Here is a 23,885-nt window from a genome sequence, read left to right as displayed (position 1 = left end):
CGCCGGCTACCCGGTCGCGAACGACAGCAGGTCCTGCCGCGTGATGACGGCGACCGGCTTGCCCTCGTCGGTGACGAGCAGCGCGTTGTTCTCGGTGAGCGCCGCGCGGGCCGCCGAGACGCTCTCGCCGAGCCCGATGAGGGCCAGCGGGGCTCCGGCGGAGGGGCCGAGCGGGTCGGTCATCGACGCGGCCCCGCTGAAGACGCGGTCGAGCAGCTCGCGCTCGTCCACCGCTCCGACGACCTCGCCCATCACCACGGGCGGCTCGGCCGTGAGCACCGGCAGCTGCGAGACGCCGTAGGTGGTCATGATCTCGATCGCGTCGCGCACGGTGTCGCTCGGGTGCGCGTGCACCAGGTCGGGCAGCTCGCCGGTCTGCGGATTCGCGGCGCGGGCGCGCAGGACGTCGCGCACGGTGTCCTCCTCGCGGTGCTCGAGGAACCCGTAGGAGCGCATCCAGCGGTCGTTGAAGATCTTGCCGAGGTAGCCGCGCCCACCGTCGGGGAGGAGCACGACGACCACGTCGTCGGGGCCGAGGTCGGCCGCCGCCTTGAGCGCGACGGAGACGGCGAGCCCGCTGGAGCCGCCGACGAGCAGGCCCTCCTCGCGGGCGAGCCGCCGGGTCATCGCGAACGACTCGGCGTCGCTGGAGGCGATGATGCGGTCGACGACGCTCGGGTCGTAGGCGCTGGGCCAGAAGTCCTCGCCCACGCCCTCGGTCAGGTAGGGGCGCCCGCCGCCGCCGGAGTAGACCGAGCCCTCGGGGTCGGCGCCGATGGTCTGCACGCGTCCGTCCGAGACCTCCTTGAGGTAGCGGCCGGTGCCGCTGATCGTGCCGCCCGTGCCCACTCCGGCGACGAAGTGCGTGATGCGGCCGGCGGTGTCGCGCCAGATCTCGGGGCCCGTGGTCTCGTAGTGGCTGAGCGGCCCGTTGAGGTTCGCGTACTGGTTCGGCTTGAAGGCCCCCGGGATCTCGCGGGCGAGGCGGTCCGAGACGGGTAGTAGGAGTCGGGGTCCTCGGGGGCGACGGCCGTGGGCGTCACGACGATCTCGGCCCCGTACGCGGTGAGCACGTTGCGCTTGTCCTCGCCGACCTTGTCGGGCAGCACGAAGACGCAGCGGTAGCCGCGCTGCTGCGCGACGAGCGCCAGGCCGATGCCGGTGTTGCCGCTCGTGGGCTCGACGATCGTGCCGCCGGGCTTCAGCAGCCCGTCGCGCTCGGCCGCGTCGATGATGCGCGTGGCGATGCGGTCCTTCGAGGATCCGCCGGGGTTGAGGTACTCCACCTTCACGAGCACGGTGGCCTGCACTCCGGAGGCGACCGGGCCGAGCTTCACGAGGGGTGTCCCCGATGAGGTCCAGCACCGATTCGGCGTAGGCCATCCCGGTGTCCGGGCGTGCTGGCAGGGCTCGATCGAGGGTCATGGGAAAAGCGTAGCAATCGGTCCAGGACGTATGACGGGAGCCCGCGAACGCGTCCACCGTGCCCGCGGGACGCCTCTGCCGCGATCCTGCGCAGTGCCCTATCGTGGGGGTCCGCGACGCTGCCGGCGGTCGCGCGAGACGCCCCTCCCGACGTGCGGAACGGACCCCGATGACCACTCCGATCGCCGCCGTTCCGCGGCGTCCCGCCGACGGCCGCCTCCTCCGCCTGCTCGGCCCGGCCATGGTCGCCGGAGTCGCCTACCTCGATCCGGGCAATGTCGCGAGCAATATGACGGCGGGCGCCCGCTTCGGCTACCTGCTCGTCTGGGTGGTCGTGCTGGGCAACCTGATGGCCTGGCTCATCCAGTACCTCTCGGCGAAGCTCGGGCTGATGACCGGCCGGAGCCTGCCCGAACTGCTCGGCGACCGGCTCCGCGGCCGCTGGGGCAGGCGCGCCTACTGGGTGCAGGCCGAGATCGTCGCCATGGCGACCGATCTGGCCGAGGTCATCGGCGGTGCGATCGCTCTGAACCTGCTCTTCGGCCTGCCGCTGCTGGCGGGCGGTCTGCTCACCGGAGCGGTCTCGCTCGCGCTCCTGCTCATCCAGACCCGCGGAGGTGCCCGCCCCTTCGAGCGCGTCATCACGGCGCTCATGATCGTCATCGCCGTCGGGTTCACGATCGGCGTGGTCGTCGATCCGCCGGACGCAGGCTCGGCGATCGCCGGGCTCGTGCCGCGCTTCGAGGGATCGGAGTCGGTGCTGCTGGCCGCGTCGATCCTCGGCGCGACCGTCATGCCGCACGCCATCTACGCCCACTCCGCCCTCGCCCGCGACCGCTTCGGCCGTGTCGACGGGGTCGGCGCCCGCCGGAGGATCCTCACGGCGACCCGGATCGACGTCACCGTCGCCCTCGCGATCGCCGGCACCGTGAACCTCGCGATCCTCCTCCTCGCCGCGCACTCGCTCGCCGGAGTCGCCGGCACCGACAGCCTCGAGGGGGCGCACGCCGCCATCGGGGCAGCGCTCGGACCGGTGATCGCGACCCTGTTCGCGGTCGGGCTCCTCGCCTCCGGGCTCGCCTCGACCTCGGTCGGCGCCTACGCCGGCGCCGAGATCATGCACGGGCTGCTGCACGTGCGGGTGCCGCTCGTGACGCGGAGGCTCGTGACGCTGATCCCGGCGCTCGTCGTGCTGGCCGTCGGCTTCGACCCGACCCGCGCCCTCGTGCTGAGCCAGGTGGTGCTGTCGTTCGGCATCCCGTTCGCGCTCGTGCCGCTGGTGGTGCTGACGCGCGACAAGGCGCTGATGGGCGATCAGGCCAACCGCTGGTTCACCACGCTGGGCGCGATCCTCGCCGCGGTGTTCCTCATCGTGCTCAACGGCCTGCTGCTCTGGCTGACGTTCGCAGGCTGAGGGCCCGCTGCCGCGTTGATCCGATCCGGAGGCTGTCTCGTTATCCTCTGAGAGCGCCTCTCAGGGCGCCCGCGCCGCTCGACGGCGCCACCGCCCCCGGATGGAACGAGAGAACGCCGCCGTGCCCAAAGACACGATGTCCGCCAAGAACCGCGCCCGCCAGGAGAAGGTCGAGGCCTACAAGCGCGAGCAGGAGCGCAAGAAGCGGAGCGGCCGCATCTGGATCATCACGCTCACGTCGCTCGCGATCCTCGCCGTCGGCGCCATCGTCGCGGTCACGGTCATCGGCAACCAGCAGATCGTCGAGGCGCGGAACATCGACGGGCTGCAGACCTTCGAGAACGAGGCCGATCACGTCACCGGCGCGGTCGAGTACGAGCAGACTCCCCCGCGGGCGGCCCGCACAACGCCGTCTGGATGAACTGCGGCGTCTACGACCAGCCCGTCCCGAACGAGAACGCGGTGCACGACCTCGAGCACGGCGCCGTCTGGGCGACCTACGACCCCGCGCTCCCCCAGGCCGACGTCGACGCGCTGATCGCCGCCCTTCCCGACACCTACACCGTCGTCTCGCCCTACGAGGGCCTCGAGTCGCCCATCGTGCTCAGCGCCTGGGACGCCCAGGTCGCCCTCGACTCCCCGAGGACCCGCGCATCGACGCGTTCGTCGAGCGCTTCTGGCAGGCGTCCACCGCCCCCGAGCCCGGAGCCCCCTGCACGGGCGGCATCGACGCCCCCGGCAAGCAGTGACGGGCGGATCCACCGGCGCACCCCGCGGCCGGGGCCGCCTCCTCGTCGCCGCGGTGGCCGTCGTCGCCCTCCTCCTGGGCGCGGCCGGCGGCTACGTGATCGGCGCCCTCGCGCCCTTCGCGCCCGACTCGACTCCGTCCTCGACGAGTGCCGAGGCGGGCTTCGCGCGCGACATGCAGGTGCACCACCTCCAGGGCGCGGAGCTCGCCCTGATCGCTCACGAGCGCAGCACCGACTCCGAGGTCCTCACCGTCTCGAAGGACATCCTGCTGACTCAGCAGCAGCAGGCCGGCCAGCTGTTCGGCTGGCTCGTCTCCTGGGGGCTCCCGCAGGCCTCCCCCGAGCCGTCGATGACCTGGATGGGCCGCCCCACGCTCGAGGGCGCCGCCGACGAGCACTCGTCGATGGGCATGGGCACGGAGCAGGGCGTCGTGCCCTCGAGCATGCCCGGCCTCGCCACTCCCGAGCAGATCGCCGAGCTCACCGCGGCCTCGGGCCGCGACCTCGACCGCCGGTTCCTCCAGCTGATGATCGCGCACCACCGCGGGGCGATCGACATGGCCGAGGCGCTGCTCTCGCGCAGCCGCGACCGCGTCGCGACCGACTTCGCCACCTCCGTCGTGAAAGCGCAGGAGGCCGAGATCTCTCTGATGGAGCAGATGCTCGAGGACCGCCCGGCGGAGTGACCGGCGCCGGTCGGTGCGCGTCCCCGGTGCGAGGTCCCCGGTGCGAGGTCCGTCGTGGCGTCACCGACTAGGCACAACAACCGTGTTGTCGTCGTCGCTGGCGCGAACTAGCGTGAGTCGGCCCCACTTCTCGGGGACAGACGACGAACTGCACGGGGGCACCGCCATGACGACCAGCACGAACAGCACCTCATGGCCGCCGCCGCTGTCTTCCGCGCGCCGCCCCGCGGACACGAAGCGCCGTACCGTCCCCCTCTGGGCGCTGGTCTGGTCCTCGATCGGCGCTCTCACCGTCGGCTCGCTCCTCGGCACCGGCGCCGCCGGCTCCGGCAAGGCCGGCATCCAGGAGCAGCTCGACGCCGCTACGGAGCAGCTGGTCGCGTCGCAGGACACGCTCGCCGAACAGCAGGACACGCTCGCCGAGCAGCAGGAGGAACTCGCGACCGCCGTCTCCGACCTCGCCGCGGCCACGTCCTCCGCCACTGGTCTGCAGTCGAGGATCGACACGCTCACTGCGGAGGCGTCCTCCTCCGCGACCACGATCACCGAACGCGAGACGCGCATCGCCGAGCTCGAATCCGCCGCCGCATCCGCCGCCGCGCAGGCCGTCGTCGTCCCCGCCCCCGTCGCAGCGCCCGCCGCGCCCGCGGCCGCCGTCCCCGCACCCGCTGGCGCCTCGACGTACTACGAGAACTGCACCGCGGTCCGCGCAGCGGGAGCCGCTCCGATCCGCACCGGCGACGCCGGCTACAGCCGGAAGCTCGACCGCGACGGCGACGGGGTCGCCTGCGAGTGACCCGCCTCAGGGCCTGATCCCCGTCTCGGCTCGACACCGAGTGGACACGGAGCGGGCCCTGCCCCACGAGCAGCGCCCGCTCCGCGGCGACCCGGGCGGACGGGGCCCGGCCTCAGGCCGTGATCGTCGTCTCGGCCTGCTGCGCGTAGAGCGAGGCGTAGAGGCCGTCGAGAGCCAGCAGCTCGCGGTGGGTCCCCGACTCGACGATCCGTCCGGCGGCGACCACGTGGATCACGTCGGCCGAGACGACCGTCGAGAGGCGGTGGGCGATGGCGATGGTGGTGCGACCGCGGGAGGCGTCGTCGAGGGCGGCCTGCACGACCCGCTCCGAGACGGTGTCGAGGGCGCTCGTCGCCTCGTCGAGGATGAGGACGGCCGGGTCCTTCAGCAGCACGCGCGCGATCGCGAGGCGCTGCTTCTCGCCGCCCGAGAGGCGGTAGCCGCGCTCGCCGACCAGGGTGTCGTAGCCGTCGGGGAACGAGACGATCGTCTCGTGGATGTTCGCCGCGCGAGCGGCCGACTCGAGCTCCTCCTGCGTCGCCCCGGGACGGGCGTAGCGGAGGTTGTCGCCGATCGTCGCGTGGAAGAGATACGTCTCCTGGCTGACGATGCCGATGTGCGAGACGAGCGACTCCTGCCGCAGCTCCCGCACGTCGGTGCCGGCGAAGCGCACGGCGCCCCCGGTCACGTCGTAGAGGCGCGGCACGAGGTACGAGATCGTGGTCTTGCCCGCGCCGGAGGGCCCGACGAAGGCCACGAACTGCCCCGGCTCGATCGAGACGGAGACGTGGTCGAGCGTGGGGCGCGCCTCCTCGGTCTGGTCGGGGTAGCGGAACACGACGTCGTCGAGCTCGACCCGGCCGAGCTCGCCGTCGACATCGCGCGCGCCGTCGCGGTCGATGATCGCGGGGCGCAGGTCGAGGTACTCGAAGATGCGCGCGAAGAGGGCGCCGGCGGTCTGCAGATCGAGTGCCACGCGCATGAGTCCGAGCAGCGGCCACATCAGTCGGGCCTGGACGGTGGTGAAGGCGACGACCGTGCCGGCGGTGACCGTCGTGCCGCCGAGGATGAGCCAGGCGGCGGCGAGGTAGACGACCACGGGGATCACCGAGAGGAAGATCTGCACCGTCGCGAAGAACCACTGCCCGGACATCTGCTGGCGCACCTGCAGGTCGATCTGGCGGCCGTTCTCGTCGGCGTACCGCGACACCTCCGACTCCTGGCGTCCGAAGCTCTTGGCGAGCAGGATGCCCGAGACGCTCAGGGTCTCCTGCGTGATCGCCGTCATCTCGGACAGCGACTCCTGCGTCTTCGTCGCGATGCGTGCGCGCACCTGGCCGACGCGGCGCTGGGCGACGACGAGCACCGGCATCAGGATGAGCGCGACGATCGTCATCTGCCACGACAGCAGCAGCATGGCGACGACCGCGGCGATCACCGTGACCGTGTTGCCGAGCACGCTCGACACCGTGTTGGTGAGCACGCTCGCGACACCGCCGACGTCGTTGGCGAGCCGGGACTGGATCACTCCGGTGCGGGTGCGGGTGAAGAAGCCGAGCTCCATCGCCTGGAGGTGGCGGAACAGCCGGATGCGCAGCTCGCCCATCACGGAGTTGCCCACCGTGGCGGTCAGCAGGGTCTGCCAGACGCCGAGCACCGCCGAGAGCACCCACACGAGCACCATGATCCCGACGAGCTCGAGCAGCACGGGCAGGTTCGGGGTGCCGTCGGGCGGGAAGAGGCCCCGGTCGAACGCCAGCTGGGTGAGCAGCGGCGGCACGACGGTGAAAGCGGCGCCCACGAGCACGAGGACGACGGTGAGCGTCAGCTTGGCGCGGTGATCGCGGAACAGGTCGGCGATGCGCCGCAGCAGGTGGTCGATGCGGGGAGCGTCCTCGTTCTGCTTGCGCTGACGATCGGGGTCGCTGCTCGAGATCTTCCCCCGCACCGCTCCCGGACGCATGCCGCCGCTCGCCGCCACGTCGCCCATCCTGCTCATCGCTCGACCATAACCCCGGCCGCCGACACCTTCTCCCGCTTCCGCCCAGGGCGGATCCGTGCTTGCGGCACACCCGCTCCCAGCACCGGATGAGGTGGATCTCGATACGCCCGCTCCGCGGGCTACTCGATCAGCGAAGGCGGCGACCCGGACCTGCCTGCTGGTCGAGTAGCCCCGCAGGGGCGTATCGAGACCCCGGACCCACCCGAGCGGGCCGCTGAAACGCCGAACGGCCCGGGGCCCCTGCTGAACAGGAGTCCCGGGCCGTGGAGCGGCGCGCGGTGCCGCGAGGCGCAAGGCGGAGGAGGAGAGCTGTAGCGAAGCTACTGCCGACGACGACAACGCCGCGGATCGCGGTACCGCGGGCCGCTCAGCCCTTGGTGGCGCCGGCGAGGAGGCCGCGGACGAAGAACCGCTGGAGGGCGAAGAACACGATGAGCGGCACGATGATCGAGATGAACGCGCCCGCCGTGAGGAGCTCCCACGACTGGCCGTACGAGCCGGACAGGTCCTGCAGCGCCTTCGTGATCGGCAACCCTCGCCCGAGGTGAAGACGGTCGCGACCAGCAGGTCGTTCCACACCCAGAGGAACTGGAAGATGCCGAAGGACGCGATCGCCGGCACCGAGAGCGGCAGGACGATGCGGAAGAAGATCTGGCCGTGGCCGGCTCCGTCCACGCGCGCCGCCTCGATGACCTCGCCCGGGATCTCCGAGATGAAGTTGTGCAGCATGAAGATCGCCAGCGGCAGCGCGAAGATCGTGTGCGCGATCCACACCTTCGCGTACGAGCCGTCCAACCCGTTCACCCCGAGCCCGGGGAGGATGTAGAGGTTGCCGATGCGCAGTCCGTCCGAGAACAGCTGCAGCAGGGGCACGAGCGCCATCTGGATCGGCACGATCTGGAGCGAGAACACCAGGACGAAGAGCGTGTTGCGGCCCTTGAAGTCGATCCAGGCGAACGCGTAGGCCGCGAGGCTCGCGATGGTGATGGGGATGAGCGCCGCCGGCAGCGTGATGACCAGCGAGTTCACGAACGCCTTGCCCAGCGTCAGGCTGTCGCCCGAGTTGAGCGCGTTCGCGTAGTTGTCGAGCGTGAAGCCCGGGTTGGCGAAGATCGTCCACCAGCCGGTCGTCTTGATGTCGTTCGCGGGGCGGAACGACGAGATGAACAGACCCAGGGTCGGGATCGTCCAGATGGCCGCGATGATCGCCGCCGCGAGGGTCGCTCCGCGCGAGGTGGTCGCCTTGCGGACCTTGCCGCTGGCCGTCTCGATCTTCGACTCCCCGCGGGCGAGGCGTCGTTCGGTGGTGCGGTCGACCGGGACCTGGATCGGAGTGGGCGTGACGCTCATCGGATCTCCCTCTGCTTGGCGAGCTGGCGGGCGTTGTAGACGACGATCGGCAGCACGAGCAGGAACAGGATGACCGCGAGGGCCGCGCTGTAGCCGCTGCGGGCTCCGAGCTGGAACTGGCGCACCATCTCGAAGGCCAGCACCGTGGTGTCCGAGCGGCCGCCGGTCATCGCCGAGACGATGTCGAAGACCTTGAGGGACGCGATCGAGATGGTCGTCAGGACCACGACGATCGAGGAGCGGATGCCCGGGACGGTGACGTTCCAGAACGACTGCCACGCGTTGGTGCCGTCCAGCGACGCCGCTTCGAGCTGCTCGGCCGGCACTCCCTTGATGGCCGCCGAGAGCACGGTCATCGCGAAGCCCGCCTGGGTCCAGATCAGGACGACGACGAGGAACAGGGTGTTCCAGGGCTCCAGGCCCAGCCAGTCCACGGGGGTCGCGCCGAACGCGGTGAGGATCCCGTTCAGCACGCCGATCTGGTCGCCCTGCCGGACGTCGTAGAAGAACTTGAAGATGATCGACGCGCCGACGAACGAGATCGCCATCGGCATGAAGACCAGGAGCTTGAAGAACTTCTCGCCGCGGCTCTTGTCGATGAAGACGGCGTAGGCGAGGCCGATGGCCGTCGCGGTGATCGGGGCGAGGAGCACCCAGACGACCGTGTTGAGGAAGGCGGTGATGCCGTCGGGGCTCGTGAAGACCCAGACGAAGTTGTCGAGCCCGGCGAAGCCGAATCCGTCGTTCTTCATGAAGGCGTTCAGCGCGGTCGTGATCGTCGGGTAGATCAGGCCGATCAGGATGAAGAACGCGGCCGGGGCCATGAACGCGACCAGCTGGAGTCCGTAGCCCGCGCCTTTGCGGGATCGGAAGTCGAGCAGGAACAGCGCGCCGCCCAGGACCGCGGCGACGACCGCGACCCACATGACCGAGTTGTAGAGACCGAAGGCGAGGAGCAGCACGACGGGCAGGAGCACGGTCACCGCGAGACGGAGGACCGTGTAGAGGGTGCCTCGGCGGGGCGCGATCTCCACGAAGAACAGGATGATCGCGACGACGGCCGCGAAGGCGAGGAGGATGATCGGGATCTGCGCGAGCGGGGATGCTCGCGAGCCACTGGAAGAATGCGGACATGGACGCCCTTTCGAGTGCGACTCTGAACTCAGCTGAAGCCTAGCGAGGACGAGGGCCGCCGCCCAGTGAGCGGCGGCCCTCGTCCTCGTTGCCACTAGGAGGTGTATCCGGCCTGGATCTCCTCGAGGACCTGATCGGTGCTCGAGCCGTCGATCCAGTCGACCATGCCCTTCCAGAAGCTGTCGGCACCCACGGACTTCGGCATGAGGTCCGAGCCGTCGAAGCGGAACGTGGTGTCCTCGCTCTGCAGGATCGCGATCGAGTCCTTCAGGATCGCGCTGCCCGCGTTCTCGGCGTCAAGTCCCTTGTTGGCCGAGATGACTCCACCGAGCGAGACGCGGCTGTTGGCCCAGTCGGCGCTGGCCAGGTACTCCTGGACCTTCGCGGTGTCCTCGTCGTTGGAGAAGGCGGCGACCATCTCGCCACCACCGGTGACGGCCTGCGGGTCGTCGGCCGAGGTCGGCGGGGTGAGGAAGGCCCAGACGTCGCCGTCCTCGGACACGTCGGCGCCGGCCGAGATCAGGAAGCCCTCGAAGAAGGAGGCCTGGTGGGTCAGCGCGCAGGTGCCGTTGGCGATGTTCTGCGCGACGTCGCCGAACGCGGTCGAGTTGATCGACGAGACGTCGCCGTAGCCCGCGTTGACGAGGGTCGGGTCGAGAAGGATCGATCCGACGGAGTCGAACGCGGCCTTGATCTCGGGGTCGGTGAACGGGGTGTCGCCCGCGACCCAGGAGTCGTACACGTCGGGGCCGGCCTCGCGGAGGACGGCGTCCTCGATCCAGTCGGTGCCGGGCCAGCCCGACGCCTCACCGGAGTTGAAGCCCGCGCACCAGGACGGTCCGCCGGACTTCTCGGCGATCGTCTTGCCGAGCGCCTCCATCTCGTCCCACGTGGTGGGGACCGAGACGCCCCACTCGGCGAACTTGGCCGGCGAGTACCAGATGTAGCCCTTGACGCTCGCCATGAGCGGCGCGCCGTACTGGGTGCCGTCGACCTGGCCGTACTTCTGCCAGTCCTCCGACCAGTTCTCCTGCACGTTGGTCAGGGCGCCCTCGGGCAGCTCCTGGACCTTGCCGGAGGCGACGGTGTCGGCGAGCAGACCCGGCTGCGGGAAGATCGCGAGGTCGGGGGTGTCGCCACCCTGGACCTTGATGCCGATCTGCTTCTCGAACTCCTTGTCGCCGGTGTACTTGATGTCGATGCCCGACTCCTCTTCCCAGGCGGCCCAGGACTCCTCGAGGAGGGTGGCCTCGTCACCGTTGATGGTGCCGTAGACGTTGACGACGCCGTCGGCGTTGCCGACGGAGTTGCCGGAGCCGCCGCCGGCGTTCGGGTCGTTGGGGTCGCTCGTGCCGGAGCAGCCGGCGAGCGCGATACCGGCAGCCGCGAGAACGGCGACCGGAAGGGTGATACGGCGGTGCAGGGATGACCGCATGGTTCCTCCTCATTGAGTGGTGGTTCAGCCGAGGGCGGGGCCCGTCAGACTCGAGAGCCGCAGGGAGGTCTTCCGTGCGGATCACCGGTTACACGTGGGCAGGGCTCCCACGGAGGGAAACCTTTCCACAAGTTCGATGAAACCACAACGTGTCCGGTAGAGCGCTCTCTGAGATAACGATTCGGCGTCGAACCGCGGATCCGTCCCCGGAACTGCGGCATGCGGTGTGCCTGCCGAATGGTCAGGACCCCACGGACGGGGTATAACTTCCTGGAACCGTTTCCAGCATCGACGCCGGGCGGGACGGGAGGTACGCCGTGACGGGCATCGAAGAGGTCGCCGAGCTCGCGGGAGTCTCGAAGGCGACGGTCTCGCGGGCGCTGAGCGGCCGCGGCTACGTCTCGGCCGGCACCAAGCAGCGCGTCGAGAAGGCCGCCGCGAGCCTGGGCTACGTCGTGTCGGCGAACGCCTCGAGCCTCGTCACCGGGCGCAGCAACAACGTCGCAGTCATCATCCCCGTGATCAACCAGTGGTTCTTCGGCGGCATCATCGACGGCATCGAGCACGCCCTCCTCGCCGCCGGCTACGACCTGCTCCTCTACAACATCGACAAGCACCGCGACGCGCGCCGCAGCGTCTTCGAGTACTACCTCGTGCGCAAGCGCGTCGACGCGATCGTGGCCGTGACCCTCGAGATCTCGCCCGGCGAGACCGAGGCGCTCCTGGCGCTCGGCAAGCCGGTCGTCGGCATCGGCGGCGAGCTCCCCGGGATCCCGACCTTCAGCATCGACGACGTGGCCGCCGCACGCCTGGCCACCGAGCACCTGCTCTCGCTCGGACACGAGCGCATCGTGCACATCGGCGGGCTGGCGGAAGAGGAGATGGACTTCCGCGTGCACACCAAGCGCCTCGCCGGGTTCCGCCAGGCGCTGGACGCGGCGGGGCTCGAGTTCGACGAGGGCTCGTTCGTCCCGACGCGCTTCGACATCCCGGGTGGGCACCGCGCCGGGCGCCAGGTGCTGGGCGACCCGCGGACCCGGCCCACCGCGATCTTCGCCGCCTCCGACGAGATCGCGATCGGCATCGTCCTGGCCGCCCGGGAGCTGGGACTGTCGGTGCCCGAGGACGTCTCGATCATCGGGATCGACGACCATCCGCTGGCCGACCTGTTCGGGTTGACCTCGATCCGCCAGGACCCGCGTCAGCAGGGCGAGCTGGCGGTCCAGCTGATCCTCGAGGCGCTGGCGGCTCTCACCCGCGGCGAATCGCCGCCCCCGGCCCGGCACACGACGATCCCGGCGTCGCTCGTGATCCGCACGAGCACCTCGGCGCCGCGAGGGGCCGGATCGGAGCGTGAGGGCCCGGATCGGAGCGTGAGGGCCCGGATCGGAGCGTGAGGGCGCGGATCGGAGCATGAGGAGCAGAATTGGAGCATGAGCGACTCCGACTCCCCCGTCATCCAGGACGTCCCCGAGCGATCGCGGTTCGAGATATCCGTGGGAGGCGAGACGGCCGGCTTCGCCGCCTACTCCCTCCGCGGCGACCGCGTGGTCTTCACCCACACCGTCGTCGAGGACGAGTGGGAGGGGCACGGTCTCGGCAGCGCCCTCGCCCGCGCAGCCGTCTCGGCTGTGACGGAGGCCGGCGGCACCGTGGTGCCGCGCTGCCCGTTCATCGCCGCGTGGCTCCGCAAGCACCCCGAGGTGCAGGCGCGCGTGGAGTGGCCGGAGGACTGAGCCCTCGACCCCTGCTCAGGCCGGCGGCCGGGCCGCGGCGCCGATCTGCTGCAGCGCCCAGGAGTTGCCGTCGGGATCGGCGAAGTACGCGTAGAGCACGCCGCCCATGTCCTGCACCTCGCTGGCCGCGAGGCCTCGGCCCACCAGCTCCTCCCGCGCCTCGGCCAGATCGTCGACGACGAGGTGGAGGTTGCGGACCACCCCGTCGGAGGGATCGAGCCCCATGCCGGTGCCGACGACGACGGAGCACGACGAACCCGGCGGAGTCAGCTGCACGATGCGCATCCCCTCGGCCGGGCGGACGTCGTGGTCGATCGCGAAGCCGACGACACCGCTGTAGAAGGCCACGGCACGATCGACGTCGGCGACGGGCAGGGGGACGAGTTCGAGACGCAGGCGCACGGCCCCAGTGTGGCGCGAGGCGGGGTCTCAGAACAGAGCCACCGGTGCGCTCCCCCGCGGCACGAGTCCGGTGAGGGTCACGGCGGCCCCCAGGAGCGGAGGAGGCGCCCCCTCGGCGAGCAGCTCCCGCACCGTGGCGCCCCACTCCTCCTCGTCGGCCGAGGCGTCGGCGCGGGCCCGTCGCAGCACGATCGAGGGCCCACCGGAGGCGGGGCGGAGGGAGAGGGAGAGTCCTGTCGCGACGAGACCCGCACGCCGGGCACGCCGGCAGACGCGCGCGAGACACGACCGGATCAGCTCCGACGGCGCGTGGTCGGCGCGGTCGTACCCGGTGGTGGTGCCCTCCGAGCTCAGCGTGCGGCGCTCCTCGACCGGGCGGACGACGGCGTCGTCGGATCCCGCTCGGTATCCGCGGAGGCGCCGAGCCATCGCGGGCCTGCAGACGCTCGTGAGCTCGCCGTCCGAGACGTCGTCGAGATCGCCGAGGCGCTCGACCCCGATCACCCGGAGCCGCTCCCGGCTCACGGGTCCGACGCCCCAGGCGTCCACCAGCGGCAGCCGTTCGCGGAGGTCCGCCTCCTCGGAGGTGCCGATCAGTACCAGCCCGTCCGGCTTCGCGGCCCGGGACGCGAGCTTCGCGATCAGCTTCGTCGATCCGATGCCGACGCTCACGGGCAGGCCGAGCTCGACCGCGGCCCTCCGGCGCAGCTCGCGCGCCGCCGCGAGGGCGCTCGACTCGTCCCGAGCCCCGACGTCGAGGAACGCCTCCTCCATCGATCCGGGCTCGACGGCGCGGGCGGAGGAGGCGAAGAGGTCGAACAGCGCGTCGCTCGCCTCCTCGATCGCGTCGTGCGGCAGGTCGACCAGGGCGAGCGACGGGCAGAGCGCCCGCGCCTCCTGCACCGGCATGCCGCCGCGCACCCCGAGCGCACGGGCGGGGTAGTTGGCACTGGCGACGAAGACGTGCGCGACGGCGGCCATCGGGACCTTCCGCAGATCCGGGCGCCGCCGCATCACGACGGAGGCGAAGAACGCATCGGCGTCGGCGTGGAGCAGGAAGCGGGTCACGCAGGGACCGTAGCGGGCACGACCCACACCGTCGTTCAGTCGCGGGGGCCGACCACCAGGCGCTCGTGCATGATCTCGACCGCGCGCTCGAGGACGCGGCGGTCCTCGGGGGCGAGGTCGGCGAAGATCGGCGTGAGGGCGTCGCCCAGCTCCGAGCGCCAGGTCGCCAGGGCGTCGGCTCCGACGTCGGTGAGCTGGATCTGCCAGGCGCGGGCGTCGGCGGGATCGGCGATGCGGGCGAGCCAGCCGCTCTCGACGAGGTTCTTCACGATCTTGGTCATCGTGGGCTGCGAGACGCGGCTCTGCGAGGCGAGCTCGCCCAGTCGCATCGGGCCCATCGAGAGCAGCACCGAGAGCGTGCGCCAGACGGCCTGCGACTCCTGGTTGTCCGTGGCCTGCGCGGCGAGGCGGGTGATGCGGTGGGTCACCGACACGAAGTCGCTCAGCAGCTCGCTGAGCGAGACCTCGCTGGGCGGCACGTCGCGGGCGGGCAGGCCTGCGAGCGGATCGAGGAGCGGACACGCCCCGATTCTAGAGCCCGCGCGGATCCCGGCCCGCGGAGACACGGTGCGGGAACCGCGCGGGAACGGCGAAGGGCGCCGCCTCCGAGGAGACGGCGCCCTGCGCTCATGCGCTGCCGGCCCGGCGTCGAGGACGCGGGTCGGGAGTGCGGTGCCCCGAGGGCGGGTACTACTTGACGGTGACGGTCGCGCCGGCGGCCTCGAGCTGAGCCTTGGCCTTCTCGGCGGTCTCCTTGTTGACGGCCTCGAGGACGGCCTTGGGGGCGCCATCGACAACGGCCTTCGCCTCGCCGAGGCCGAGGCTGGTGAGCGCGCGGACCTCCTTGATGACCTGGATCTTCTTCTCGCCGGCGGCCTCGAGCACGACGTCGAACTCGGTCTGCTCCTCGACCTCTTCGGCGGGAGCGGCCGGGCCGGCGACTCCGGCAGCCGCGACGGGCGCGGCGGCGGTGACCTCGAAGACCTCTTCGAACTTCTTGACGAACTCAGAGAGCTCGATGAGCGTGAGCTCCTTGAAGGCCTCGATGAGCTCGTCCTGCGTGAGCTTTGCCATGATTTTTCTCCTAGTTTTTCTTGTCTACGAACCGCGTGCGCTGTCTCCCGGAGGAAGACGTCAGCTCGCGGACTCCTGCTTCTCGCGCAGCGCCTCGACCGTGCGAACGGCCTTGGACAGCAGGGCGTTGAACAGATATGCGGCGCCGAACAGCGAGGCCTTGAAGGCGCCGGCGAGCTTGCCGAGCAGCACTTCACGGGACTCGAGGTCGGCGAGCTTGCCCACCTCTTCTGCGGTCAGGGGGTTACCGTCGAAGTAACCGCCCTTCACCACGAGCAGAGGGTTTGCCTTGGCGAAGGCACGCAGCGACTTCGCGACGGCGACGGGGTCGCCGTGCACGAACGCGATGGCCGAGGGGCCAGCGAGCTCGTCGTCGAAGGACGAGATACCGGCGTTGTTCGCCGCGATCTTGGTCAGCGTGTTCTTCACCACGGCGTAGGTTGCGTGCTCACTGATGTCCTTGCGCAGCGTCTTCAGCTGCGCAACAGTGAGACCGCGGTACTCGGTCAGCAGAACGGCCGTCGAGCTCTGGAACTTCTCCGTGAGTTCGGCAACCGAGGCTTCCTTGTTCGCCATGGCTACTCCTGTGAATTCTCGTGCCGGTAGCCCGAAGGCAGGCAAAGAAAAAGCTCCGGCGCAAGCGCTCGGAGCTTCGGAAGACGCGATCTCTCGCGGTTCATGATCTCGTTCACACCTGCGCGGGCCATTCGCTTCGCGAATCCTTCGTCCGAGTGGCGATCTCGCGGGGCCGGGGCCCTGCTCGTGCGCGCACCGGAAACCGGCGGTCTTTGGCTTCGGGAAGCGTACGACATGCCGAGCCTCCGATGCAAGTCGGGTCCTCGGGCGGACCGGGCACGATGGAGGCATGACCGGAGAGAGCCCCACCCCCGCCCGCGACGTCGACGCGGCCATCGCCTCGGTCGAGGGCGAACTCAGCACCCTGTTCACGCGGGTGCGGGCGATGATGGGCTCCTACGCCGAGCGCGTGCATCCGGAGCTGACGGCGGCCGGGTACAAGACGCTGTCGGCGCTGGAGCGGCGCGGGCCCGTCTCCTCCGGTGCTCTGGCGGAGCTGCTCGAGACCGACAAGTCGACGCTCAGCAGGCAGATCACGGCGCTGGACCGGCTCGGCCTGCTCTCCCGCTCCCCCGACCCGGCCGACGGACGGTCGACGATCCTGTCCGTCACGCCGGAGACCGCCGAGCGGCTACGCGAGAGCCGCTCGTCCGATCAGGCGCAGCTGCACGAGGAGCTGCGCGGCTGGGGCGTCGGCGAGGTCGAGCAGCTCGGGCGCCTCCTACACCGGATCAACGCGCTGGAACTGTGACCGGGTAGCACCGACCCGCCTCGCGGGCAATCGGCGCGGCGACGACGACCCACTCGGTAGCGTCGCCCGCGATGGAACCGCTCACCTCCTCCCTCCCCCTGCACGCGCCCCTGCCGACCGACGTGGCCGGCGCGCTCGCCTTCGCCCGCGCGCTGGGCCCCGACGCTCCGCTCCCCGGCTCCGGCCGCACCGCGGAGCTGCTCGCACTGCTGGCTCGGCTCGCCCGTCACGACCTCGGGGTCGCCCGCACCGTCGAACCGCACCTGGACGCCCTGGCGATCCTCGCCCAGGCGGGCCTCGCGCCGGCCGACGTCGGCGTCTCCCCGGACGCGGTCTGGGGCGTCTTCGCGGCGGAGGGCGGCGAGGATCCGCTGGTCGCCCGCGCCGACGGCGACGGCTGGCGACTGGACGGGGTGAAGCCGTGGTGCTCGCTGGCCGACCGCCTGGACGCCGCTCTGGTCACGGCGCACGTGGGCGACTCCTCCGGCGAGCGCCGGCTCTTCGCGGTGGCCCTGCGCGACGGCTCGGCCCGCGTGCAGGAGGGGGCGTGGCACGCGAGGGGTCTCGCCGAGATCCCGAGCGGGCCGGTCCGCTTCACCGCCGCGACGGCGGCTCCCGTCGGCGCGGCGGGCTGGTACCTCTCGCGTCCCGGGTTCGCCTGGGGCGGCATCGCGGTCGCGGCCTGCTGGTACGGCGGGGCGCGCGGGATCGGCGCGGTCGTCGCCTCGGCCGCCGCACGCCGCGAGGATCCGCACCTGCTGGCCCACCTGGGCGCGATCGACACCGCCCTCGAGGCGGCGCGTCGGGCTCTGGCCGAGGCGGCCCGGCTCGTGGACGCCGGCGCGGCGACCGGCGCGGCCGGCTCGCTCCTGGCGAAGCGGACCCGGGCGAGCACGGCATCGGCGTGCGAGGAGGTGCTCGCCCGCGCGGGCCGCGCCCTGGGGCCGGCTCCGCTGGCGCTGGACGAGGAGCACGCCAAGCGCGCCGCCGACCTCGCGCTCTACGTCCGCCAGCACCACGCCGAGCGCGACGACGCGGCGCTCGGGCGAGCGGTCCTCTCCTCGGGGTCCTCGGACGCGTGGTGAGCTTCGACGGGCACCTCGAGGGCACGCCCCTCGAGGTGTGGCGCAGCGACGGCCGGCGCGACGCCCTCCCGGTCGCCGTGGTGCTCGACGGTGTGCGGCGCGTACTCGTCGTCGCCGCTCACGCCGACGACGAGACGCTGGGCTGCGGCGGCACGATCGTGCTCGCACGTCGCCGCGGAGTGCCGGTGGACGTCGTGATCGTGACGGACGGAGCGGCCTCCCACGGCGAGCCCTCCCCGCGATCGCCGCGGAGCGCCGGCGGGAGGCACGGGCGGCGCTGGACCGGCTCGGCGACGGCATCGGGCTGGGCTTCCTCGAGGTGCCCGACTCCGCGACTCCCGAGCACCGCGACCGCATCGCCGACGACGTGCGGCGCCGCGCCTCCGGTGCGCCGGGGACCGTGCTGGTGCTCTCGACGTGGGCCGGCGACGGGCACCGCGACCACCGGGTCGTCGGCGAGGTGTGCGCCGAGGTGGGCGCCCTGCTCGGGCAGCCCGTGCTCGCCGCGCCGATCTGGCTCTGGCACTGGGCGCGGCCGGACGACGCGGCGGTGCCGTGGGCGTCGCTGGTGCGCGTCGAGGTCGACGAGGACGGCCGCTCGAGCAGGCGCTCGGCGCTCGGCGAGTACGCGAGCCAGACGCGGCAGGAGCCGGACGGCGGCCCGGCGGTGCTGCATCCGCTCTTCGTCCGCCACTTCCTGGGCGACGACCACCTGATCCGAGTCGCCGGATAGCGCACCTCGGTCGCGCGGACAAGTGGCCGCCCGGCGTCCGCATCCTGCTTGGGGTCAGGAGCGATGGACGGCCGGACGACCTACTTCGATGACCTGTACGAGCGGCACGAGGACCCCTGGGGGTACACCAGCCGCTGGTACGAGGAGCGCAAGCGTGCGCTCACGCTGGCGAGCCTGCCCGAGCGGCGCTACGAGACGGTGCTCGAGATCGGCTCGTCGATCGGCGTGCTGGCCGAGGCCCTCGCCGAGCGCGCCGACCGGCTGCTCGCGATCGACGTCTCGGCCGCCGCGGTCGAGCGGGCCGCGCGACGACTCGCTCCGCTGCCGCACGTGCGCGTCGAGCGGCACGACATCACCGCTCGCGTGCCGCAGGGGCCGTTCGACCTGATCGTGCTCTCGGAGGTCGGCTACTACCTCGGCGCTGCGGCGCTCGACGAGGTCCTGCAGGGCGTGCGCGACGCCCTCTCCCCGTCGGGCGAGCTGGTGACGGTGCACTGGCGGCACCCCGTCGCCGGACTCGAGCTCGACGGCGACGCCGTGCAGGCCGCCGTGGGGCGCCTGGGCCTGCACCGTCTCGTGCGGCACGAGGAGGAGGACGTGCTGCTCGAGGTGCACGCCCGCGATCCGCGCTCGGTCGCGCGCCGCACGGGCCTGCTGTGAGGCGCGTGGAGCACGTGCTCGTCGTCGTCCCCGCGCACGACGAGCAGGAGCGGATCGGCGGACTCGTCGCCTCGGTGCAGGCGAGCGCCACGCGCCTCGTCCGCTCGCACCCGGGAGTGTCCGTGCGGCTGCTCGTCGCCGCCGACGGCTGCACCGACGCGACGGCGGAGCGGGCCCGGGCCGCCGGGGCCGACGTGCTCGAGCTGGAGCGGTGCGGCGTGGGGGCCGCGCGGGCGGCCGGCATCGCGCACGCCCTCTCCTCCACTCCGGAACCGCTCGACCGGGTCTGGATCGCGAACACCGACGCCGACACGGTGGTCCCGGTGGACTGGCTGAGCGCCCACGTGGAGCACGCGCACCGGCACGACGCCCTCGTCGGGACGGTCCGGCCCGACCCGGCGGACCTCGCTCCCGAGATGTACGAACGGTGGCGCGAGACGCGCGAGCGGGAGCAGTCGATCGGGAGCATCCACGGGGCGAACCTCGGCGTCCGCGCCCGGTGCTACCTCCTGGCCGGCGGCTTCGGAGCCGAGGCCCTGCACGAGGACGTGCGACTCGTCGAGCGCCTGCACGCGATCGGAGCGCGGGTCGGAGCGACGGACCGGGGCGAGGTGATCACCTCGGGCCGACGGGACAACCGGGTGGACGGCGGGTACGGGGCGTACCTGCACGAGCGCTTCGCCGACTCCGTCGCCTGACGCCCTCCGTCGACTGCGGGTCTCCGCCGCCTCCCGCCCGTCAACGACTCCGCCGCTCAGCCGCGTCCGCGATTCGCGGGAGGCACCCGGATGCGGCACTGCGCGCACGCGAACCAGGCCGGAGGGGTCGCTGTCAATGGTCGGGCGCTGAATTGCCACGCACTGCGCAGGAGAGTCAAATGGTGGTCGAGCACGCCCCTGTGCTCTCCGATGGAAGGGTCACCGCATGAATCCCCGCCTCGTCCTGTTGACGCTCGTCGCTCTGGCAGCGTACGTCTTCGGCGCCCGCGCCGGACGTGCCCGCTACGAGGAGCTGCGTCATCTCGCACTCGGTGTGTGGAACGACCCTGCCACGAAGAAGACGCGCAAGAAGCTCAAGAAGACCTCCAAGCGCGAGGCCAAGCACTTCGCCTCCATCGCGGACAAGGCCCGCGCGAAGGTGCAGCGCTCACTCCGCTGACCGGAAGAGAACTTCACAGGACGCCATCACGACAGGCGTCGACGCTCGCATCGGAACGGCCGGTCGAGCACGACCACGAAGGAGAAACATCATGGGCATCATCGGATTCCTCATCCTCGGACTCATCGCCGGAGCCATCGCGAAGGCGATCCTCCCAGGCCGTCAGGGCGGCGGATGGATCATCACGCTCGTCCTCGGTGTCGTCGGCGCCCTCCTCGGAGGCTTCATCGGCAGCGCGATCTTCGGTCGCGGCCTCGAGAACTTCTTCGACCTCGGCACCTGGGCGCTCGCCATCGTCGGCGCCCTGATCGTGCTGCTCGTCTACGGTGCGATCACCGGTCGCAAGTCCCGCGCGTAAGTCGGCGCACCGCGCTCCTGGAGCGCGACGACGAGGCCCTCGGCATCCGTGCCGGGGGCCTTCGCCGTTCCCGGGCCGCGACCCGGCCCGCCCGTACACTGGAAGCCCTCTACCGACGGGAGACCCTGCCGTGGTCCGCGCCTCCCTCGTCACGACCGTGGCGGACGCCCTGCTCGACGACATCGTCGCGGGGGTCCTCGAGGTCGGCTCCGAGCTGCCGAGCGAGGCCGAGCTCGCCGAGCAGCACGACGTGAGCCGCGTGACGATGCGCGAGGCGCTCAAACGGCTGCAGGGCCTGGGCGTGCTGGACGTCCGGCGCGGCAAGCGCGGCTCGGTCGCACCCTCGCCCTCTGGACCGATCTGGCCTCGATCCTGCGCGTGACGGCCCGCGGCGCCGATCCCGGTGTGACCGAGCTGCAGCTGATCGAGGTGCGCGAGATGATCGAGAGCGGAGCCGCCGCACTCGCCGCCGTCCGCCGCTCCGATGCCGACCTCGAGGAGCTCGAGCGGTTGCTGAGCCTCCAGCGCGCGGCGCACGACGCCGACGACGTCGCCGCGTTCGTCGAGGCCGACATCGCCTTCCACGACGTGATCCTGCGCGCGACCGGCAACGTCTTCGTCGGGACGGTCTTCGCCCCGCTCTCGAGGGTGATGCGCGAGAAGCGGGCCCAGACGTCGGCGATCGAGCGGATCCAGCGCCGGGCGATCGCGAAGCACGCCGCGGTCCTCGAGGCGGTGCGGGCCGGCGAGCCCGAGGGCGCGCGCCGGGCGATGGCGGACCACATGAAGCAGACGGCGGACGACTTCCGCGAGCACGTCCTGCCGACCCTGCGCTGAACCGGGGTCCGGGCTTGACGCCGCTCCTTTCACTTGTATGATATCTGCTATCAGCTACAAAGGAGTGATGATGGAAGAGTCGAGCGCCCTCGCGGGCCACCCCGAGCACGTCCCGGTCGATGCGGCCGAGGTCGCCGCGGCCGTCCAGCGGAGCGGCAGGGTGCTGATCGTCCTGGACGACGACCCCACAGGGACGCAGTCGGTCGCCGATCTGCCCGTCCTCACCTCGTGGGAGACGGCGGACTTCGACTGGGCGCTGGCGCAGGGCGCCCCCGCCGTCTACGTCCTCACGAACACGCGGAGCCTGGACCCCGACTCGGCCGCCCGGCGCAACCGCGAGATCGTCGCCCACGCGACGAGCGCGGCCGACGCCGCCGGCACTCCGATCGCCTTCGTCAGCCGCGGCGACTCGACCCTGCGCGGGCACTACCCGCTCGAGACCGACGTCATCGAGCAGACGGTGCGGGAGTCGACCGGCCACGGCTTCGACGCCGTGCTGCTGGTCCCCGCCTTCCCCGATGCCGGCCGCGTGACGATCGGCGGCGTCCACTTCATGCGCACGCCGGACGGGCTCACTCCCATCGCCGAGACCGAGTTCGCCCGCGACGCGACGTTCGGCTACTCCTCCTCCGACCTCGCCGACTACGTCGCCGAGAAGACGCAGGGCCGCTGGAGCGCCGGGCAGGTCGTCCGGCTCGACCTCTCCGTGCTGCGCGGCGGAGTGGACGGGATCGTCCGGGCGCTCCTGCCGCTGACCGCGTCCGTGCCGGTCGTCGTCGACGCCGTGCACGAGGACGACATGCGCCTGCTGGCCCTCGGGCTCGCGGCGGCGGAGGAGCAGGGCAAGCGGTTCCTCTTCCGCGTCGGCCCCCCGTTCGTCCGCGCCCGCATCGGCCAGGAGGTGCACCCGCCGCTCACCGCGGAGGACGTCTACGGAGCGGCCGGGAGCGACGCCGTCGGCGGGCTGATCGTGGTCGGCTCGCACGTGGGGCTCACCTCGCGCCAGCTCGCGGTGCTCACCGCGCAGGGCGCGCTGGAGCAGACCCTCGAGATCGACGTCGAGGCCGTCCTGGCCGAGGACGCCGCGCACCTCGACGGGATCGTCGACGCCGCGGTCGACGCTCTGGGCCGCGGCGACGTCGCGGTGCACACCAGCCGCCTCCTCCGCCGCACGGACGACAAGGACGAGAGCCTCGACATCTCGCGGCGGGTCTCGGCCGCGGTCGTCGACGTCGTGCAGCGCGTCCTCGCCCGCACGCGCCCCCGATTCGTCATCGCCAAGGGGGGCATCACGTCCAGCGACGTGGCCACCCACGGGCTCGGCATCCGTCACGCGATCGTGCGCGGCCCGATGCTGCCCGGGATCGTCTCGCTCTGGGAGCCGGTCGACGGCCCCGCCCGCGGCATCCCCTACATCGTGTTCGCGGGGAACGTCGGCGACGACGAGTCGCTCGCCGCCGTCGTCGGCACGCTGACCCGTCCCACCCCCGCAGTCGCGTGACCCGCGAGCACCCCCTCCCCCACTCCCCAGGAAGAAGGACCACCGTGACCACCCCTCCTACCGCGTCGCCGTCCTCGGCCTCGGCGCCATGGGCCTGCCCATGGCCACCCGCCTCGCCACCGAGCTCACCGTGCACGGCTTCGACATCGCCGAGCCCCGCCTCGCGCTGGCCGCCGACGCCGGCATCACTCCTTTCGACTCCGCGCGCGGCGCGGTGGCCGGCGTGGACGCCGTGCTGCTGGCCGTGCGCAACGGCGCCCAGCTGCGCGACGTGCTCTTCGGTGAGAACGGCGTGGCCTCGACGCTCGAGCCCGGCGCCGTCGTGATCATGACGAGCACCGTCGGCATCGACGACGTCGTCTCGGTCGCCGCGGAGCTCGACGCGCTGGGCGTCCACCTCGTCGACGCCCCGCTCAGCGGCGGACCCGTCCGCGCCGGAGCGGGCGACCTGCTGATCGTCGTCGGAGCGGCTCCCGAGGCCCGCGCGAAGGCGCAGCCCGTGCTCGAGCTGCTCGCGTCGACGCTGAGCATCATCGGCGACCGCGCCGGCGACGGCCAGGCGTTCAAGACCGTCAACCAGCTGCTCTGCGGCGTGCACATCGCCGCGGGTGCGGAGGCGCTGGCCCTGGCCGAGGCGCTCGGGCTCGACGTCGCCGCGACCCTCGAGACGCTCTCGGCCGGAGCGGCCGGCTCTTTCATGCTCGGCAACCGCGGCCCGCGGATGCTGCAGGCCTACGACGAGGAGGGCGCCGAGGTGCTCAGCCGCCTCGACATCTTCGTGAAGGACATGGGCATCGTGACGACGGCCGCGCGCACGTCCGGGCTCGCCACTCCGATCGCCGCCGCCGCCGAGCAGCTCTACCTGCTGGGCGCCGCGCAGGGACTCGCCGCAGCCGACGACTCCGCCGTGATCAGGGTCATCGCACCTGCAGCACCTGGCCCCGAAGGACGCCCG

At 71.7% G+C, this 23,885-nt stretch carries 23 protein-coding genes and 5 pseudogenes; 18 read left to right on the top strand and 10 right to left on the bottom strand.

Annotated features, from left to right (window positions below; genetic code table 11):
• Positions 1–6: 6 nt before the first annotated feature.
• A pseudogene (locus tag AC0CII_RS22475) lies at positions 7–1,383 on the bottom strand (cystathionine beta-synthase).
• Positions 1,384–1,594: 211 nt separating this feature from the next.
• Here AC0CII_RS22475 and AC0CII_RS22470 point away from each other — a divergent pair.
• From AC0CII_RS22470 to AC0CII_RS22450, 5 genes and pseudogenes are all read left to right on the top strand, one after another.
• A complete protein-coding gene (locus tag AC0CII_RS22470; protein WP_207407243.1) occupies positions 1,595–2,839 on the top strand; it encodes an Nramp family divalent metal transporter in 1,245 nt (414 codons plus the stop codon).
• A gap of 121 nt (positions 2,840–2,960) precedes the next feature.
• Positions 2,961–3,260, top strand: a complete 300-nt coding sequence (locus AC0CII_RS22465) for a hypothetical protein (protein ID WP_465226390.1) — start codon at positions 2,961–2,963, stop codon at positions 3,258–3,260.
• Positions 3,257–3,427: pseudogene (locus AC0CII_RS22460) on the top strand (DUF3105 domain-containing protein); the annotation flags it as partial. The gene AC0CII_RS22465 and the pseudogene AC0CII_RS22460, both read left to right, overlap by 4 nt.
• A gap of 157 nt (positions 3,428–3,584) precedes the next feature.
• Complete coding sequence (locus AC0CII_RS22455) at positions 3,585–4,274, top strand: DUF305 domain-containing protein (RefSeq protein WP_465226392.1); 690 nt, start codon at positions 3,585–3,587, stop codon at positions 4,272–4,274.
• 166 nt (positions 4,275–4,440) lie between these two features.
• A complete protein-coding gene (locus tag AC0CII_RS22450; protein ID WP_465226393.1) occupies positions 4,441–5,070 on the top strand; it encodes an excalibur calcium-binding domain-containing protein in 630 nt (209 codons plus the stop codon).
• Between the two features lie 112 nt (positions 5,071–5,182).
• On the opposite strand, the gene AC0CII_RS22445 is transcribed toward AC0CII_RS22450, so the two are convergent.
• From AC0CII_RS22445 to AC0CII_RS22430, 4 genes and pseudogenes are all read right to left on the bottom strand, one after another.
• On the bottom strand, positions 5,183–7,060 hold the full coding sequence (locus AC0CII_RS22445) for an ABC transporter ATP-binding protein (RefSeq protein WP_465228067.1): 1,878 nt from the start codon (positions 7,058–7,060) through the stop codon (positions 5,183–5,185).
• Between the two features lie 379 nt (positions 7,061–7,439).
• A pseudogene (locus AC0CII_RS22440) lies at positions 7,440–8,422 on the bottom strand (carbohydrate ABC transporter permease).
• Positions 8,419–9,456 carry a carbohydrate ABC transporter permease gene (locus tag AC0CII_RS22435; protein ID WP_465230684.1) on the bottom strand — a complete coding sequence of 346 codons (1,038 nt, stop codon included), beginning with the start codon at positions 9,454–9,456 and terminating at the stop codon, positions 8,419–8,421. The pseudogene AC0CII_RS22440 and the gene AC0CII_RS22435 overlap by 4 nt, the downstream one beginning before the upstream one ends.
• A 194-nt stretch (positions 9,457–9,650) precedes the next feature.
• Positions 9,651–10,991, bottom strand: coding sequence for an ABC transporter substrate-binding protein (locus AC0CII_RS22430; RefSeq protein ID WP_465226395.1), 1,341 nt, complete (start codon positions 10,989–10,991; stop codon positions 9,651–9,653).
• Between the two features lie 317 nt (positions 10,992–11,308).
• Between AC0CII_RS22430 and AC0CII_RS22425 the strand changes: the two genes are divergently transcribed.
• Together AC0CII_RS22425 and AC0CII_RS22420 are read left to right on the top strand one after the other, a co-directional pair.
• A complete protein-coding gene (locus AC0CII_RS22425; protein WP_465230683.1) occupies positions 11,309–12,388 on the top strand; it encodes a LacI family DNA-binding transcriptional regulator in 1,080 nt (359 codons plus the stop codon).
• A 36-nt stretch (positions 12,389–12,424) separates the two neighbouring features.
• Complete coding sequence (locus tag AC0CII_RS22420) at positions 12,425–12,727, top strand: GNAT family N-acetyltransferase (protein WP_465226397.1); 303 nt, start codon at positions 12,425–12,427, stop codon at positions 12,725–12,727.
• 15 nt (positions 12,728–12,742) lie between these two features.
• Here AC0CII_RS22420 and AC0CII_RS22415 read toward each other — a convergent pair whose 3' ends face one another.
• From AC0CII_RS22415 to rplJ, 5 genes are all read right to left on the bottom strand, one after another.
• A complete protein-coding gene (locus AC0CII_RS22415; RefSeq protein WP_465226398.1) occupies positions 12,743–13,129 on the bottom strand; it encodes a VOC family protein in 387 nt (128 codons plus the stop codon).
• Positions 13,130–13,156: 27 nt separating this feature from the next.
• Complete coding sequence (locus AC0CII_RS22410; protein WP_465230682.1) at positions 13,157–14,197, bottom strand: Y-family DNA polymerase; 1,041 nt, start codon at positions 14,195–14,197, stop codon at positions 13,157–13,159.
• Positions 14,198–14,232: 35 nt separating this feature from the next.
• On the bottom strand, positions 14,233–14,763 hold the full coding sequence (locus tag AC0CII_RS22405) for a MarR family winged helix-turn-helix transcriptional regulator (RefSeq protein WP_465230681.1): 531 nt from the start codon (positions 14,761–14,763) through the stop codon (positions 14,233–14,235).
• 124 nt (positions 14,764–14,887) lie between these two features.
• Positions 14,888–15,271, bottom strand: coding sequence for a 50S ribosomal protein L7/L12 (rplL, locus tag AC0CII_RS22400; RefSeq protein ID WP_055791021.1), 384 nt, complete (start codon positions 15,269–15,271; stop codon positions 14,888–14,890).
• A gap of 60 nt (positions 15,272–15,331) precedes the next feature.
• Entirely contained in the window at positions 15,332–15,847 is a 516-nt protein-coding gene (gene rplJ / locus AC0CII_RS22395; protein WP_465230680.1) for a 50S ribosomal protein L10, read from the bottom strand.
• A gap of 289 nt (positions 15,848–16,136) precedes the next feature.
• Between rplJ and AC0CII_RS22390 the strand changes: the two genes are divergently transcribed.
• The 11 genes and pseudogenes from AC0CII_RS22390 to AC0CII_RS22340 all read left to right on the top strand — a co-directional run.
• Positions 16,137–16,598 carry a MarR family winged helix-turn-helix transcriptional regulator gene (locus AC0CII_RS22390; RefSeq protein ID WP_465226401.1) on the top strand — a complete coding sequence of 154 codons (462 nt, stop codon included), beginning with the start codon at positions 16,137–16,139 and terminating at the stop codon, positions 16,596–16,598.
• A 71-nt stretch (positions 16,599–16,669) separates the two neighbouring features.
• Complete coding sequence (locus AC0CII_RS22385; protein WP_465230679.1) at positions 16,670–17,683, top strand: acyl-CoA dehydrogenase; 1,014 nt, start codon at positions 16,670–16,672, stop codon at positions 17,681–17,683.
• Positions 17,677–18,416 (top strand): annotated as a pseudogene (locus AC0CII_RS22380) (PIG-L deacetylase family protein). The gene AC0CII_RS22385 and the pseudogene AC0CII_RS22380 overlap by 7 nt, the downstream one beginning before the upstream one ends.
• Positions 18,417–18,479: 63 nt before the next feature.
• On the top strand, positions 18,480–19,076 hold the full coding sequence (locus tag AC0CII_RS22375; RefSeq protein ID WP_465230678.1) for an SAM-dependent methyltransferase: 597 nt from the start codon (positions 18,480–18,482) through the stop codon (positions 19,074–19,076).
• A 14-nt stretch (positions 19,077–19,090) separates the two neighbouring features.
• Positions 19,091–19,774, top strand: coding sequence for a glycosyltransferase family 2 protein (locus AC0CII_RS22370; RefSeq protein WP_465230677.1), 684 nt, complete (start codon positions 19,091–19,093; stop codon positions 19,772–19,774).
• Between the two features lie 226 nt (positions 19,775–20,000).
• Entirely contained in the window at positions 20,001–20,234 is a 234-nt protein-coding gene (locus AC0CII_RS22365; RefSeq protein WP_055791000.1) for a hypothetical protein, read from the top strand.
• A 91-nt stretch (positions 20,235–20,325) separates the two neighbouring features.
• Positions 20,326–20,592: a GlsB/YeaQ/YmgE family stress response membrane protein gene (locus AC0CII_RS22360; protein WP_207408070.1), complete on the top strand. Its 267-nt coding sequence runs from the start codon at positions 20,326–20,328 to the stop codon at positions 20,590–20,592.
• Between the two features lie 130 nt (positions 20,593–20,722).
• The gene (locus AC0CII_RS22355; protein WP_465226405.1) at positions 20,723–20,974 is read left to right on the top strand and encodes a FadR/GntR family transcriptional regulator; all 252 of its coding nucleotides are present in this window, start codon (positions 20,723–20,725) and stop codon (positions 20,972–20,974) included.
• The gene (locus AC0CII_RS22350; protein WP_465226406.1) at positions 20,971–21,429 is read left to right on the top strand and encodes a FadR/GntR family transcriptional regulator; all 459 of its coding nucleotides are present in this window, start codon (positions 20,971–20,973) and stop codon (positions 21,427–21,429) included. Before AC0CII_RS22355 ends, AC0CII_RS22350 begins: the two co-directional genes overlap by 4 nt.
• A gap of 67 nt (positions 21,430–21,496) precedes the next feature.
• The gene (locus AC0CII_RS22345; RefSeq protein ID WP_465226407.1) at positions 21,497–22,930 is read left to right on the top strand and encodes a four-carbon acid sugar kinase family protein; all 1,434 of its coding nucleotides are present in this window, start codon (positions 21,497–21,499) and stop codon (positions 22,928–22,930) included.
• Positions 22,931–22,985: 55 nt separating this feature from the next.
• A pseudogene (locus tag AC0CII_RS22340) lies at positions 22,986–23,858 on the top strand (NAD(P)-dependent oxidoreductase); the annotation flags it as partial.
• Positions 23,859–23,885 lie beyond the last annotated feature (27 nt).

The organism is Rathayibacter sp. AC182 (genome assembly GCF_979253875.1).
Note: the sequence above shows the minus strand (reverse complement) of the source record. Positions and strands in the feature narration are given on the sequence as shown.